Origin of the sequence: Micromonospora alfalfae (assembly GCF_022230925.1) — a bacterium.
GTDB lineage: Bacteria > Actinomycetota > Actinomycetes > Mycobacteriales > Micromonosporaceae > Micromonospora > Micromonospora alfalfae.
In genome coordinates this window covers 27,353-41,317 of sequence record NZ_JAKKFH010000025.1, presented here as the reverse complement: position 1 = coordinate 41,317, position 13,965 = coordinate 27,353, and the positions used below count along the sequence as shown (strand labels likewise).

12 protein-coding genes and 1 pseudogene are annotated in these 13,965 nt (G+C 72.7%); 4 read left to right on the top strand and 9 right to left on the bottom strand.

The window, feature by feature from the left end; translation table 11 throughout:
- Nucleotide 1: 1 nt before the first annotated feature.
- Nucleotides 2-2,916 (top strand): annotated as a pseudogene (locus MED01_RS20065) (winged helix-turn-helix domain-containing protein).
- A gap of 6 nt (nt 2,917-2,922) precedes the next feature.
- On the opposite strand, the gene MED01_RS20060 reads toward MED01_RS20065, so the two are convergent.
- The 3 genes from MED01_RS20060 to MED01_RS20050 all read right to left on the bottom strand — a co-directional run bounded on the left by MED01_RS20060 (nt 2,923) and on the right by MED01_RS20050 (nt 4,748).
- On the bottom strand, nt 2,923-3,471 hold the full coding sequence (locus MED01_RS20060) for a DsbA family protein (RefSeq protein WP_091409221.1): 549 nt from the start codon (nt 3,469-3,471) through the stop codon (nt 2,923-2,925).
- Nucleotides 3,468-3,965, bottom strand: a complete 498-nt coding sequence (locus tag MED01_RS20055; RefSeq protein ID WP_238670084.1) for a redoxin domain-containing protein — start codon at nt 3,963-3,965, stop codon at nt 3,468-3,470. Before MED01_RS20055 ends, MED01_RS20060 begins: the two co-directional genes overlap by 4 nt.
- A gap of 96 nt (nt 3,966-4,061) precedes the next feature.
- On the bottom strand, nt 4,062-4,748 hold the full coding sequence (locus MED01_RS20050; protein WP_238670083.1) for a BON domain-containing protein: 687 nt from the start codon (nt 4,746-4,748) through the stop codon (nt 4,062-4,064).
- Nucleotides 4,749-5,106: 358 nt separating this feature from the next.
- Between MED01_RS20050 and MED01_RS20045 the strand changes: the two genes are divergently transcribed.
- On the top strand, nt 5,107-7,830 hold the full coding sequence (locus MED01_RS20045; protein ID WP_238670082.1) for a cellulose binding domain-containing protein: 2,724 nt from the start codon (nt 5,107-5,109) through the stop codon (nt 7,828-7,830).
- Nucleotides 7,831-7,982: 152 nt separating this feature from the next.
- Here the strand turns inward: MED01_RS20045 and MED01_RS20040 are convergent, their stop codons facing one another.
- Together MED01_RS20040 and MED01_RS20035 are read right to left on the bottom strand one after the other, a co-directional pair.
- The gene (locus MED01_RS20040; protein WP_238670081.1) at nt 7,983-8,381 is read right to left on the bottom strand and encodes a hypothetical protein; all 399 of its coding nucleotides are present in this window, start codon (nt 8,379-8,381) and stop codon (nt 7,983-7,985) included.
- Nucleotides 8,382-8,535: 154 nt separating this feature from the next.
- The gene (locus MED01_RS20035; protein ID WP_238670080.1) at nt 8,536-8,676 is read right to left on the bottom strand and encodes a hypothetical protein; all 141 of its coding nucleotides are present in this window, start codon (nt 8,674-8,676) and stop codon (nt 8,536-8,538) included.
- A 386-nt stretch (nt 8,677-9,062) separates the two neighbouring features.
- Here MED01_RS20035 and MED01_RS20030 point away from each other — a divergent pair, with 386 nt between their 5' ends.
- A complete protein-coding gene (locus MED01_RS20030) occupies nt 9,063-9,425 on the top strand; it encodes an STAS domain-containing protein (protein ID WP_030330302.1) in 363 nt (120 codons plus the stop codon).
- Nucleotides 9,426-9,443: 18 nt separating this feature from the next.
- On the opposite strand, the gene surE is transcribed toward MED01_RS20030, so the two are convergent.
- Nucleotides 9,444-10,271 carry a 5'/3'-nucleotidase SurE gene (surE, locus tag MED01_RS20025; RefSeq protein ID WP_238670079.1) on the bottom strand — a complete coding sequence of 276 codons (828 nt, stop codon included), beginning with the start codon at nt 10,269-10,271 and terminating at the stop codon, nt 9,444-9,446.
- Nucleotides 10,268-11,245 (bottom strand): 1-phosphofructokinase family hexose kinase, encoded by a 978-nt coding sequence (locus tag MED01_RS20020; RefSeq protein ID WP_181518436.1) that lies wholly within the window; start codon nt 11,243-11,245, stop codon nt 10,268-10,270. The genes surE and MED01_RS20020 overlap by 4 nt, the downstream gene beginning before the upstream one ends.
- A 188-nt stretch (nt 11,246-11,433) precedes the next feature.
- Between MED01_RS20020 and MED01_RS20015 the strand changes: the two genes are divergently transcribed.
- Nucleotides 11,434-11,901: an SRPBCC family protein gene (locus MED01_RS20015; protein ID WP_238670078.1), complete on the top strand. Its 468-nt coding sequence runs from the start codon at nt 11,434-11,436 to the stop codon at nt 11,899-11,901.
- Nucleotides 11,902-12,242: 341 nt separating this feature from the next.
- Here MED01_RS20015 and MED01_RS20010 read toward each other — a convergent pair whose 3' ends face one another.
- Together MED01_RS20010 and MED01_RS20005 are read right to left on the bottom strand one after the other, a co-directional pair.
- Complete coding sequence (locus MED01_RS20010; protein ID WP_238670077.1) at nt 12,243-12,752, bottom strand: hypothetical protein; 510 nt, start codon at nt 12,750-12,752, stop codon at nt 12,243-12,245.
- 143 nt (nt 12,753-12,895) lie between these two features.
- On the bottom strand, nt 12,896-13,960 hold the full coding sequence (locus tag MED01_RS20005) for a coiled-coil domain-containing protein (protein ID WP_372493689.1): 1,065 nt from the start codon (nt 13,958-13,960) through the stop codon (nt 12,896-12,898).
- Nucleotides 13,961-13,965: the final 5 nt, after the last annotated feature.

Genomic DNA, 13,965 nt, shown 5'->3' with positions numbered 1-13,965 from the left:
GGTGAACCGGCCTGTGCCGGGTAACCGCTCGCCGACCGGGGGCGGAGCGTGTGGTGGGGGTGGGGCTGGGTGCCGCAACAGGATCACGTACGGGTCGAACCGGCACCGGGGCCACCACTGTTGGCGTCCCGGCTGACGCCGGCAGTGCCGCCGGAGCCGGTGGTCGCCCGGCCCCGCCTGCTGCGCCGGTTGGACGAGGGCAGCGCGGGACCGGTCACCCTGGTGGCCGCCCCCGCCGGCTGGGGCAAGACCACACTGCTCGCCTCCTGGATACGGCTGGGCGGCGCGCCACCCGACGTGCAGCCGGGCGCGACAGTGCCGGACTCCGGCGACCTGTCGGTCTCGTCGGCTGACGTCCCGGTGTCGGCGTGGATGTCGGTGGAGGCCGGCGACGACTCCGACCGGCTCTGGGCGTACCTCGCCGCGGCGCTGCGCTCGGCGACCGGGGCGACGGAGGGCGGCCCCGTGCCCGACCGACCGCCGCGCCCCGACCAGTTGGAGGCGCTGGCCGCCACGCTCGCCGACGCCGACCGGCCGGTGCTGCTGATCCTGGACGACCTGCACCGGGTCGCCGACCCGGCGGCGTTGACCGGCCTGGAGTTCCTGCTGCGGCATGCCGGGCGGCGGCTCCGTCTGGTGATCGGTGCGCGCGCCGGACTGCACCTGCCGCTGCACCGGCTGCGCCTCGCCGGCGAATTGACCGAGATCGGCCCGGACGAACTGGCGTTCACCGACGACGAGGTGGCCGACCTGCTCACCGCCCACGCCGCCGCGCTGCCGGCGACCGCCGTGCACCGGCTGCGGGAGCGCACCGGTGGCTGGCCGGCCGCGCTGCGCATCGCCGCACTGGCGGTACGCGCACAGCCCGACCCGGAGCGCTGGGTGGGGCAGTTCGGCGGCGACCAGCCGGAGATCGCCGGCTACCTGCGCGAGGAGGTGCTGGCGACGCTCGACCCGGCCGAGGAGGACCTGCTGCGCCGTACCGCAGTCGTCGACGCCGTCTGCGCCGACCTGGCCGAGGCGTTGACCGGCCGCGCCGACGCCGGGCAGGTGCTGGCCGACCTGGCCGGGACCGGTGGTCTGCTGCACCGGGAGGACACCCGGCCACCCTGGTACCGGTGCGAGTCACTCCTCGCCGACCTGCTCCGCGCCGACCTGGCCCGGTTGCCCACCGACGAGCTGCGGGAGCTGCACGTCCGGTCCGCCGACTGGTACGCGGGTGACGGCCGGCCCGCCGACGCTCTGCGGCACGCCCTGGCCGCCGGCCGCTGGGACCTGACCGGTGACCTGTTCGTCGCGCACTGGCCGGAGCTGACCCGCTACGACCGGGGCCCGGTGCACGCCTCGGCGCCCACGCCGCCGCCTGCGGAGGTGATCCGCGCCGACCCGGAGGTGGCGTTGGCCTGCGCCGCCGAGCGCGCGTACGCCGGTGACCTGCCGGCCGCCACCGGTCACCTGCGGGCCGCCGCCGAACACGCCACCGGCCTGCCGGTGCCGCGCCGGGACCGGTTCCTGCGGTTGGTCACCGCGCTGGAGCTGACAGTGGCCCGGCTCGCCGACGACCGTGTCGAGGTCCGGGCCGCCGCCGCTCGCCTGCTGCGCACCCGCCCCGCGGAAGCCACCCCGACCCGGCTGCCGACCGGGGTGACCGGTTCCGCCCCGACGGCAGGTGGCGGCGCCGCCGCCGACGACCTGGACCTGCGGGCGTTCACGGGCACCGCGCTGGGGCTGGTCGAGTTGGCCGACGGGGCGCTGCCGACCGCCCGGTTCGTGCGGGCCCGGGCGGCCGCTCGGGAAGCCGGCCGGCCTCGTACCGAACTGGTCGCCGCGAGCCGCGCCGCGCTGCTGCTCGCCGTGCGCGGCGAGCTGCGGGCAGCCGAGCAGGCGGCCAGGGACGCGCTCGGCATGCCGCAGGGTCGGGGCTGGTCCTGTCGGCTCGACTGCGCCCACGCGTACCTGGCTCTCGCCGTTGTGGCGCTGCTGCGCGACCAGCCCGAGGAGGCCAGTGCGAACCTCGCCCTCGCCCTCCCGGGGCTGGACGTGACCGGCGGCTGGCCCGGCGACGCTGAGGCGGGCGTCGACTCGCCGGCCGCCGCCTCCGACGAACCGGTGGCGGCGGCGGTGGTCGCGCTGTGCCGGGCGCAGCTACACCGCGACTCCGGCGACCCGGCGACCGGCCAGCGGCTGCTCGTCCGGGCCCGGGAGGCGCTGGCCGACCGGCCGTCCGCCACCGAGCTGACCGGTCTGCTGCGGGCCGCCGAGGCCGACCTGCGGGCCGCGCGCGGCGACCTGGACTCCGCCCGAGACCTGCTGGCCGGTGCCACCGACGAGGGTGCCGACCCGGTGCTCGCTGTGACGTTGGCGAAGGTGCAGCTGCGGGCCGGCGACGCCGCCACCGCCGAGCGGACCCTGCCGGACTGGCAGGCGCCGGCCGCCACCGCCTGGCCGCTACCGGTACGCCTGGACGCCGGTCTGCTCGACGCGGTGCTGGCCCAGCGCTCCGGGGACGGGCGTCGGGCCGGTCGGATCCTGGAGCAGACGTTGGACCTGGCCGGCCCGCAGGGCTGCCGCCGGGTCTTCACCCGCGCCGAACCACAGGTGCGGGACCTGCTGGCCGTGCACCTGGACGCGGGCACCGCCCACTTCACGCTGGTCAGTGACCTGGTGCGGGGCGCGGTACAGGATGCCGACGGGCCGTCCGCCGGGCCGAGGGGCGTACTCGACGAGCCGCTCACCGAGCGGGAGCTGACCATCCTGCGCTACCTGCAGAGCATCCTGTCCAACGTGGAGATCGCCAGCGAGTTGTCCCTCTCGGTGAACACGGTGAAGACCCACGTCCGCAACATCTACCGCAAACTCGACGCGACCCGCCGGCGCGAGGCGGTCCGGCGGGCGCGCGAGTTGCGGCTGATCTGAGCGGGGTCAGGCGTTGGCGGCCGCGTCCGCCGCAGTCAGCAGGTCGGGCAGGTCGTACCCGCCGTCGTGCCTGATGCCGTTCACGAACAGGGTCGGGGTGCCGTTCACCCCGCTGCGGATGCCCCCCACGAAGTCCCGACGCACCCGGTCCGCGTGCGCACGGTTCTCCACCTCGGCGTTCAACTCGTCCGGCGGCAACCCGACCTGCTCGACGCCGAGCGAGAGGTGCACCGGGTCGAGCTGGTCCTGATGCTCGTAGAGCCAGTCGTGCATCTCCCAGAACCGGCCCCGGACCCCGGCGGCCTCAGCCGTCTCGGCGGCCCGTTCGGCGTAGGGGTGCACGTTGGCGATCGGGAAGTAGCGGTAGACCAGCCGTACGGTGTCGGCCCGCTGCCGCAGCAACTCGTGCAGGTTCGGGTAGGCGGCACCGCAGAACTGGCACTGGAAGTCGCCGTACTCGACGATGGTCACCGCCGCGTCGGCCGGCCCCCGGATGTGGTCGTCGGTGGTCACCGGATCTCGAAGTCGGGCGGTGACCTGCAGTGGAGTGCTCATCCGGCCATCACCTTCCGATCGGCGGCGAGTTGGTCCAGCGCGTCGAAGATGCCGTCGGCGCCGGGGTTGACGTCCGGCGGTGACAGGTAGCTCCAGGTCACCGTCCCCGCCGGGTCCAGCACCACCAGCGCGCGGGCCGCCTCACCGTTCGCCATGTACGCGCCGTAGCTGCGGGCCACCTCGCCCTTGGGCTCGAAGTCGGCCAGCAGGGGGAACTCGATGCCCCGGCTCTCCGCGAATGCCCGGTGTGACCAGATGCTGTCGACCGACAGGCCGAGCACCACCGCCCGGTACTGGGCGAAGACGGGTGCCGCCGACTGGTAGAGCGACATCTGGTCACCGCAGACCGGACTCCAGTCGGCGGGGTAGAAGGCGAGCACGACCGGCCGGCCACGGAACTGCTCAGGCCCCAGCAGAGCCCCGTCCGGGGTGGCCGGCAGTGCGAAACCGGGCGCGGCGCGCCCCGGCTGGATCAGCCCGTTCGGATCACTCATGCCACCAGCCTGCTCCCGGGGTGGGTGAGACGGACTCACCCACCCCGGGTGGTTGCGCGCCCGTTCAGCGCCCGCCCAGCGGGCGCCCGCCCCCGCTCAGCGCAGTCCCGGGGCGACAGCGATGTGGTTCTGCACCTCCCGGATGCCCGGCGCGGACCAGGCCACCTGCTCGACCTCGGCCCGTTCGGGCATCGAGTGCACCAAGCCGGCAAGTATCGCGGTGTCGCCGTGCACCCGGACGCTGATCCGTTCGGCCTCGGTCGCTCCGGCCCGGGCGAGGGCGTCGACGATCCGGTCGGCCACGTCGCGGGCGTCCGGCGCGGTGGCCGGTCGGACGGTGATGCCGTTGCTCACCCCGCGTACGCCGGTCAACCGGGCGACAGCGCGTTCGGCGGCGCGGCGTTGGTACTCCCACTCGACGTCGCCGTGCAGCGTCACCCAGCCGGCCGAGACGGTGACCTGGAGCTTCTCGATGGGCACGAACGCGTCCCACTCCAGCCCGTGGCTGGCCGCGGCGGCCAGGTCGCTGTCGCCGCGCTCGGTGCCGTTGGTGAGCTGTACGGCCACGTCGTTGGCGACCGCCCGGACCGAGGCGACCCGGTGGGTGGCCCGTTCGGCGGCCCACTTCTTCGCGTAGCTGTCCACGCGGCCGGTCAGGGTGACGACGCCCTCGGCGACAGTCACGCCGATCTCGTGCGGCTGCACCCGCGGTTCCCAGGTCAGCTCGTCGAGAACGGCGGACTGGATGTCCTGGTCGGTGCGGTTGATCTCCGCGATGGCCATCTGTCCCTCCTCCGCTGTTCCGATGGCGGACCGTGTGGTGGCCGCGGCCGGAGGTCCGCCGTGCTGCGATGGTGCCGCCGCCCCGGGTGAGCTGCCCTCGCCCGGACCGGGTGACGGCGCGGCCCGACCTGGGCGGCACGGCTGGGGAACGGGGACGAACGTCGATGATGGGAGCGCTTCCAAAGCGAGCCGATTTCGGTTACGGTAATCGCGTTCCTCGATCGCGGGAGCCGTCGCGTCGGGTGGTGGAGCCAGGGCAGCTCTACCCGTCCCCGTCGTCGTGCTCGTCCCCCGGGCCACGGCGTCACCCAGGCGATCGACCCCGTCCCCCGGGGCTCCATCCCGAGAGGAACCTTAGATGCGGAGAAGTCTCGCCGGCACTGTCGTGTCCGTGCTGGCCGCCGCCACAGCCGTCGTGGTGGTCCCGTTCACCGCCGCCGGGTCGACCCCCACCCCGGCCGCGGCGGAGGCGTACACCTGGCGCAACGTCCCGGTGGGCGGTGGCGGCTTCGTACCCGGCATCGTCTTCAACCCCACCGAGAAGAACCTCATCTACGCGCGCACCGACATCGGCGGGGCGTACCGCTGGGAACAGACCAGCCAGTCCTGGACGCCGCTGCTCGACTGGGTCGGCGCCGACCGGTGGGGCTACAACGGCGTGGTCAGCATCGCCACCGACCCGGTGCAGACCAACCGGGTGTACGCCGCGGTCGGCATGTACACCAACGGCTGGGACCCGAACAACGGCGCGATCCTGCGCTCAGCCGACAAGGGCGCCACCTGGCAGGCCACCGAGCTGCCGTTCAAGAACGGCGGCAACATGCCGGGCCGGGGAATGGGGGAGCGGCTCGCCGTCGACCCCAACCGGAACAGCATCGTCTACTACGGCGCCGAGGGCGGCAACGGGCTGTGGCGCAGCACCGACCACGGCGTGACCTGGGCCCGCGTCACCGCCTTCCCCAACGTCGGCAACTACCGGGCCGACCCCAGCGACCTGAACGGCTACAACGGGCAGAACCAGGGCCTGACCTTTGTCAGTTTCGACAAGAGCACAGGCACCTCCGGCTCCACCACGCAGACCATCTACGTGGGAGTGGCGGACAAGCAGAACCCGGTCTACCGCAGCACCGACGGCGGCGTCACCTGGGCACGCATCCCCGGTCAGCCCACCGGCTACCTGGCCCACAAGGGGGTCGTCGACCCGGTCGGTGGCCACCTCTACATCGCCACCAGCGACACCGGCGGCCCGTACGACGGCGGCAAGGGCGACGTCTGGAAGTTCACCCGGTCGACCGGGGCCTGGACGCGGATCAGCCCGGTGCCCTCCACCAGCGCCGACGCCTACTTCGGCTACAGCGGGCTGACCATCGACAGGCAACGCCCGAACACCCTGCTGGTGGCCACTCAGGTCTCCTGGTGGCCGGACGCGATCTTCTTCCGCAGCACCGACGGCGGGGCGACCTGGACGCGGATCTGGGAGTTCAGCAACTACCCGGAGAGGTCCCGCCGCTACACCATGGACATCAGCTCGGTGCCCTGGTTGACCTTCGGTGTCAACCCGGCACCCCCGGAGGACTCGCCAAAGCTCGGCTGGATGAACGAGTCGGTGGAGATCGACCCGCACGACTCCAACCGCATGATGTACGGCACCGGCGCCACCATCTACGGCACCACCGACCTGACCCGGTGGGACACCGGCGGCCAGTTCACCCTTCGACCCATGGTCAGAGGGCTGGAGGAAACGGCAGTCCTCGACCTGATCAGCCCGCCCAGCGGCGCACCCCTGATCAGCGCGCTCGGCGACGTCGGCGGCTTCCGACACACCGACCTGGACACGATTCCGTCGATGCTGTTCACCCAGCCGGTGTTCACGTCCACCACCAGCCTCGATTACGCCGAGAGCAAGCCCGCGGTGCTGGTGCGCGCCGGCAACTTCACCGACGCCGACCGGCCCAACGACAGTCACGTCGCCTTCTCCACCGACGGCGGCGCCACCTGGTTCCAGGGCACCGAACCGTCCGGGGTCAACCTCGGTGGCACGGTGGCCGCCGCGGCCGACGGCAGCCGCTTCGTCTGGGCACCCGGTGACGCGGGCCAACGCGTCGTCCACTCGGTCGGTTTCGGCAACTCCTGGGCAGCGTCAACCGGCATCCCGGCGAACGCCACAGTCGAATCCGATCGGGTCGACTCCACCCGGTTCTACGGCTTCAGCGGCGGGCGTTTCTACCTGAGCACCGACGGCGGGGCCAGCTTCACCCCGACCGCGGCGACCGGGCTGCCCAGCACCGACGTACGTTTCAAGGCCCTGCCGGGCCGGGCCGGCGAGTTGTGGCTGGCTGGGCCGGGTGGCCTGTGGCGCTCCACAAACGCCGGCACCAGCTTCACCAGGCTGGACGGCGTCAGCGCCTCCGGCAACGTCGGTTTCGGCAAGGCGGCACCCGGGCGGACCAACCCCGCCGTGTTCCTCTACGGCACAGTGAACGGTCAACCGGGCGTGCACCGCTCCGACGACACCGGCGCGACCTGGGTACGCGTCAACGACGACCGCCACCAGTACGGCAATCCGACCGAGGCGCTGACCGGAGACCCGCGTGTCTACGGTCGGGTCTACCTCGGCACCAACGGTCGCGGCATCCTGGTCGCCGACCGCAGCGGCGGCGAGCCCCCGACCACGCCACCTCCGACGACCCCACCCCCGACCACGCCACCGCCGACCACGCCACCGCCGACCACGCCACCTCCGACGACGCCGCCCCCGACCACGCCGCCGCCGTCCGCCGGTTGCGCGGCGACCTACCGGGTGACCGGCTCCTGGTCCGGCGGTTTCCAGGCCGAGTTGGTGGTCCGCAACGCCGGAAGCGCCCCCATCGCCGGTTGGACCCTGAGCTGGACCTTTACCGACGGCCAGCGGATCGACCAGCTCTGGGGCGGCACCCACACCCAGACCGGGGCCGCCGTGTCGGTCCGGGACACGGGCTGGAACGGTGCGCTCGCCGCCGGGGCCAGCACCACCGCCGGCTTCCTCGGCTCGTGGGCCGGTAGCAATACGCCCCCGGCCGCCATCACCTGCACGAGCCGCTGAGCGGGCGATCCGGGGCGGGACCCCGGATCACCACGAAACACCGGTCCGCCGGGCCGCCTGAGGGGTCCGGCACCCGGCGGACCGGTCCACCCCGACACCACGCCGGGCCCCGCTCGACCTGAGTCGATCGGGGCCCGTGGTGGCGCTGTCGTTCAGACGGCGGGGGAGTTCGGGCGGTCGACGTCGACGAACTCCACGTCGTCGACGGCACTGTCGTCCCGGCTGCCGGCGGCCCGTGCGGCGGAGCCGACGGCCCAGCCGACCGCCGCACCGACGAGCGCGGCGCCGATCAGGAGCGTCCAGGGCAGTGCCGGCTGACGGCCGGCGAGCGCGTCGAAGGCCAGCGAGGCGCGGCGTCGCGCCTCCTCGGCGGCGGATCCCACCAGGTCACCAGCCCCGTCGGCGAGATCGCTGCTGTTCTGGCGGGCCGAGCGGGCGGTGTCCCGCACACTGTCTCCGGCGTAGCTGACGGCTGAGAGCAGGTGCTCCCAGGCCTGGTCCGCGATCCGCTCCGGCTTGCTGCGGCGGTCCAGCAGGTTGGTTCCGAACATCGTGGTTACCTCCTCGGGTGCCGAAGCCGCCGGCCACTTCGGACTTCGGCGTCTTTCCAGCGCGTCACGGTGTCGCCTATCCCGCAGTGCCCCGCGTCAGCCGGACGCAAACCCCGACCTCCGCGGCGCACCGGTAGCCCGGTGCGCCACCGAATCAGCGCACCGCTGACACGGCGACACCTCTGGCGAAGTCGTCGTCATCGTCGTCATCGTCGTCTCCGCCACCGAAACCGCAGGCCAGGACGAGGGCGAGCAGAACACCGACGCCGGCCAGCCCGGCAAGTCGCTTGATCATCGAAGATCCTCTCCGTCGTGGTGGTGTCCCGGCCGATGCTAGGGCGCGTCGGCAACCGGGGGCGCGGGTCGCGCCGGCCGGGGGTGGGCGACACGCCGACGGCACACGGGGCAGGCGTACGTCATGGGCCGGTTGTCGGGCGCGCCGGGCCCGGACCGCTACCCTGGTTCGGCGGCGGGCCGGTCACGACCGATCGTCGATGGTCAGATAACGAAAAGTCTTGAGTAATCAGATGCTGAAAAGTACGGATATGGGTGCCTTTGTGGGCCCGGATCCGCGAATTGCTCATCCCGAGGGGTGGCGACCGAGGCCGTCGGAGGAATACTCTCGGTCGCGGCCCGCGTACTGATGAGGCGCCCGGGGGACGGGCGGGTGGAGGTGCTCGCGTGAGCCTGTCGATCGTGAAGTCGGTCCTGTCCGGTGGTGTCGTGGAGATCGCCCCACGGGGTGAGATCGACGTCGACACAGCGTACGAGGTGCGCGAAGCGATCGCTGAGGTGCTGGCCAAGGGCCGCCCTCTGCGCATCGAACTCAACATGAGGTTGGTCACCTTCATCGACTCGGTCGGCATCAGCGCCATGGTCGCCGGCTTCCAGACAGCCGAGGTCAGCGACGTCAAGCTGGTGGTCACCGAGCCGAGTCGGTTCGTGCACCGACAGCTCTGGGTGACCGGCCTGCTCGGTCTCTTCGGCGCCCCGGAGCCCTACTTCGCCGGTGCCGCCACCCCCGAGGTGCTGCCCGGCGCCTGAGCGCGCCGGGCGCCCCCGTCAGGGCTGCTCGTCCAGGCCGGTCAGGTCGATGTCGGTCGCCTCGCTGACCGCTCGGATGGCCGTCACCGACGCGTACCCGGCGGCCAGCAGCGCCACGTCCGTGCCCGGCTGTGCGGCCTGCCCTGGCTCCTCCAGCGAGGTACGGACGAACCCGTGGCCGGATTCGGCCACAGTCATCTGCACCTGACCGAAGCTGGCCAGGGTGCCGCGCCGCACCCCGCGCAGTTGCCCGTGCGGCAGGTCCGGAGTGTTCACGTTGAGCACGCTCTCCATGGGCGCGGAGGTCAAGCGGGGGAGCAGGTCCAGGGCGACCCGCGCGGCGGTGCCCCAGTGCCGCTCGGCGTCGCGTACCCGGGCGGCGGCGTCCACGGCGACGCCACCGCTCGCGGCCGTCGCCTCGCCGGCGGAGAGCACGTCCAGGGAGACCGCCATCGCCCGGCAGCCGTTGGTGGCGGCGGTGAACGCGGCGCCAACGGTCCCGGAGTGCAGCACAGCCCGGCCGGCGTTGGCGCCCCGGTTGACGCCGGAGAGCACCACCGACGGCGGTGGGCCGAACGCCCCGTGCAGGGCGATCAGCGTGATGAACCCCGGGGACCCGGCGACCCCGTACGCCGGCACACCCGCCAGGTCCGGCAGCGGGTGGTCGTTCACGACGACCCGCCCGTCGCGCTCCATGGCGCTCATCGCGGCGCTGGTGCCGCTCGCCTCCTCCATCGGCGCGGCCACCACGACGTCCAGGCCCCGCTGCTGGGCAGCCCAGGCGAGCGCCTGGATCCCCGGCGCGGCGATCCCGTCGTCGTTGGTGATCAACACCCGCACCGTCATCGCTCGACCACCCGGCCGGCCAACTCATCAGGGGTGGTCCGCTCCTGTTGCCGGCTGTCCGCCGGCACCAGCCGGACCCGGTCCACCAGGCCGGTGATCGAGTCCAGCCGCCCGGTGCCCAGGCCGTGCCGGGTCACGTTCAGCGCGCCAGCGGCGGCGCCGGTGCGGATGGCGGTCCGAATGTCCCCGCCCCTGGCCACGACGGCCGCCACCCCGGCCGTCATCGAATCGCCCGCGCCGCGTGGGTCGGCGGCCTCCAGCCGGGGCATCTCGACCTGGAACAGCTCCCCGTCGATGAGCGCCAACGCCGGCTGGTCGGCGCGGCTCACCACCACCGTCTCAGCGCCGCCCGCGTGCAACTCGTACATGGCCCGGGTCAGCTCCTCGGTGTCGTCGCTGCGGGCGCGGCCGTCGCGGATCAACTCCTCGTGACTCACCTTGAGGAAGAACACCCCGCTCTCCAGCACCGAACCGAGGTGGTCGCCGGAGAGGTCGACCACCACCCGCCCGCCGTTCGCGCCGAGGTCGGCGGCGAAGCGCCGGTACAGGTCGGCCGGTACGAGCCATGGTTCGTTCGGCCCACTGAGGATGCTCACCGAGGCCCGCAGGCCCTCGCCGAGGGCGAGGTTGTACAGCTCGTCGATCTCGTGCCGACTCAGCGGCTGCCCGGGCACGTCGGCGATCTCCTGCCGGGAGCCCTCGCGCCGATCGTGCACGTACCCGCCGCTGCCGGAGTCACGGACCACCACCTTGAGGTCGACGCCCTCGCTGACCAGCAGCGGCTCCAGCACCTGGCCGATCTCACCGCCGAGGGCGGCGCAGAGCACCACGTCGACACCGAGGGAGATCACCATCCGGGCCTGCCAGACGCCCTGCCCGCCAGGGTGCAGGTGCAGCTCGGGGTGGTCGTTGGGCTGGTCCACAGTCACCGTCAGCTGCGGGGTGGGCGCGAAGACCATCACGTGTCCACTCATCGGTCGTCGCCGTTCATGCTGGCCGCCCTCCGGCACTTTCGGAAGATTTCGCACTAACCGACCTTAATGGCGCAGGTGGTGGCAGGTCGTCGCATCGGCCCGGTCCGGCGCGGCGCTGAAAGCCCGGGGCGTTGCCAGCCAGACATCGGTACGGGACGATCGGGCGACAACCGACGGCGGGAGACGGTGTGCTCAGCAGCGATACCTTCAGCTACACCGTCCAGGCCCGGTGCTCACCCGCCGAGGCGGCAGCGTTGCTCAGCGACCTGACCCGGCAGGGCGAGCTGCATCCGCTGATCGTCCGGGTTCGCCGGGTGCCAACCCGGCCCGGCGCCCAGGCCAGCTACACGATCAACGATCGGTTGGCGGCCGGTCCGCTGCGCTTCCGGACCACCTACCACGCGGACGTGCTGATCAGCGACGCCGACGAGATCGTCATGGTGGCCCGCCAGTGGCCGGCCACCACGGTGCGAAACCACACCCGACTACGCGCCGAGCCGGACGGGCTGGTCCGCATCGACGTCGAGATCACCCTGGCCGCGCCGACGCCACTGTTCCGGTACGCGTTCCGCCAGGCCCAGGCCGCTCACCTCGCCCTCGCCACCCGGCTGGGCGCCGCCCTCGACCGCACCAGCAACCCCCCAGACCCGACCTGACCTGACCTGACCCCCCGCCCCCCGCCCCCCGCCCCCCGCCCCGCCCCCGCGCCGCTCCGCCCCGCCCGCTGCGTCGATCTTGCAGTTTCGATTGTAGATATCAGCGGAATGCCCCATGTGTCGGGACATTAAGTGCAAGATCGCGGGGCCGGGCAGGCCACTCGCGGGGCAGGGCACGCCACTTGCGGGGCAGGGCACGCCACTTGCGGGGCAGGGCACGCCACTTGCGGGGCAGGGCACGCCACTTGCGGGGCAGGGCACGCCACTTGCGGGGCAGGGCACGCCACTTGCGCTTGGGGCTATGGCCTTGACCTGCTGCCGGCGTGCAGCGGGGGAGGAGCCTAGATCGTGGTTGCGGCGCGATCACGGGTTGTGCGGGCCGGTCGGGCGGCGGGACGTCGACCCCACGGCTTGTAGGTGGACAGCACCGTCGCGATGATCATCAGGCTGGTCGACACCGCTGGCGCGATGACCAGGTCGGCGCGATCCCGTGCCGGCAGGGCGGCGCCGACCGCTCCGGCGTGGCGCAGGTTCGGGGTGAGCAGGAACAGCACCAGCCCGACCATCACGGTGGTGAGCACGAGCTTGACCAGCACCCAACGGTGGCGCAGCAGGCCCCACGGGGTGAGCAGCGAGCTGGCGACTCCGATCAGCCAGACCAGGACGCTCAGCGGCGCGAACAGCACCGTGCCGACCAGGGCCGTGACCGGATAGACCACCGCCGGGTCGGCGCCCCGCTGCACGGCGATGCCGAGGGTGAGCAGCACCAGGTCGGCGCCGAGCCAGCCGAGCGAGGTGACGAGGTGCAGTGCGAGCAGCGCCTTGCGGGTGGTGGGTCGGATCCGAGGCATACCGCGATGCTGCCCGCGAACCGCGGCCGGGTCGTCCGACGAGCGACGACATCACGGGTACGCCCGGCGACGTAGCCCGGCCCCCGGACGCACGTGATGCCTGTGAGTCATCACGATGACTCACAGGCATCACGACGGCTGGGTCAGTAGACCGACAGGTGGACGTGGTTGGTGTGGTCGGTCGACGGGGTGCCGTGCGCCCCGCTGTACGACTTCCACCCGCTGCTGGGCAGCCAGATCTGCCGGTACCAGATCACGTAGAGCACGGCGAGCCGGTCCGCGTTGCGGATGAAGTACGCGGCCAGGTTGTTGCCGTAGGTCTTGTCGCCGCCGGTGGCGTTCCCGCCGAAGCCGCCCTTCTGCGCCGCGAAGTCGCAGGCCCTGCCCTTCGGGTGTTCACCGGAGCCGCTGGGGCGGTGGCACGAGACGTACCGGGTGAAGCCCGCCGCCTTTGCCTGGTTGAGCGCGTGCAGGGTGCGCGGGGTGATGCAGCCGCTGGCCGGCGTGGGGTCGTTGACGCTGCACGACTCGGAGGGCCAGGAGCCGTCGGAGTTGCGCGGCGCGGCAGTCGCGTTGGCGCTGGAGGTGCCCCGGTTGGAGCCCGCGTCGGCCGTGGTCTGCGGTCTGGGTGTGGTGGCCACGGTCAGGGCCCGTTCGGCCTGCTCCTTGCGCTTGGCCATCACCGCTACCTGCTTGCGCTGTTCGTTGATCTCGCCGTCCAGGGCGACCCGGGTGCGGTTGGCCTTGTCCTTGCTGTTCAGCAGGTCGCGCAGCACCCGGTCCTCGTTGGCCGCCACCGCGTCCAGCGCCGCCGCCCGGTCCATGAAACCTTCGGGGGTGTTGCTGTTGAGCAGCGCCGACATCGCACCGAGCCGGCCGGTGCGGTAGGCCACTTCGGCGATCTCGCCGACCTTGCCGTTGCGCTGCTCGATCTCGACCTCGATGGTCTTCAGCTGGGTGGCGAGCTGCTTCTGCCGTTGCACTGAGGTGTCCAGGGCGCGCTTCGCGTCCAGGTAGCCCTTGCTGGCCGCCTCGAGTTGGGCGCGCAACGCCGGGGTGCCGCCCTCTTCGTCGGAGTCGGGCGCGGCGGCCCGCAGGCCGGTCGGGGGAGCGGCCGAGGCGGTGCCGGCCGGAAGCGCGACGCCGAGGGCGAACATCGCGACGATCAGGGCCGCCAGTCGGGCGGCGGGTGGTCGTGCTGGTGCCACTGCGC

Excerpts from the sequence above, each read along its gene's own strand:
- MED01_RS20060 (WP_091409221.1), bottom strand. The coding sequence starts at position 3,471 with ATGAGCACTCCACTGCAGGTCACCGCCCGACTTCGAGATCCGGTGACC.
- MED01_RS20055 (WP_238670084.1), bottom strand. The coding sequence starts at position 3,965 with ATGAGTGATCCGAACGGGCTGATCCAGCCGGGGCGCGCCGCGCCCGGT.
- MED01_RS20050 (WP_238670083.1), bottom strand. The coding sequence starts at position 4,748 with ATGGCCATCGCGGAGATCAACCGCACCGACCAGGACATCCAGTCCGCC.
- MED01_RS20045 (WP_238670082.1), top strand. The coding sequence starts at position 5,107 with ATGCGGAGAAGTCTCGCCGGCACTGTCGTGTCCGTGCTGGCCGCCGCC.
- MED01_RS20040 (WP_238670081.1), bottom strand. The coding sequence starts at position 8,381 with ATGTTCGGAACCAACCTGCTGGACCGCCGCAGCAAGCCGGAGCGGATC.
- MED01_RS20035 (WP_238670080.1), bottom strand. The coding sequence starts at position 8,676 with ATGATCAAGCGACTTGCCGGGCTGGCCGGCGTCGGTGTTCTGCTCGCC.
- surE (WP_238670079.1), bottom strand. The coding sequence starts at position 10,271 with ATGACGGTGCGGGTGTTGATCACCAACGACGACGGGATCGCCGCGCCG.
- MED01_RS20020 (WP_181518436.1), bottom strand. The coding sequence starts at position 11,245 with ATGAGTGGACACGTGATGGTCTTCGCGCCCACCCCGCAGCTGACGGTG.
- MED01_RS20010 (WP_238670077.1), bottom strand. The coding sequence starts at position 12,752 with ATGCCTCGGATCCGACCCACCACCCGCAAGGCGCTGCTCGCACTGCAC.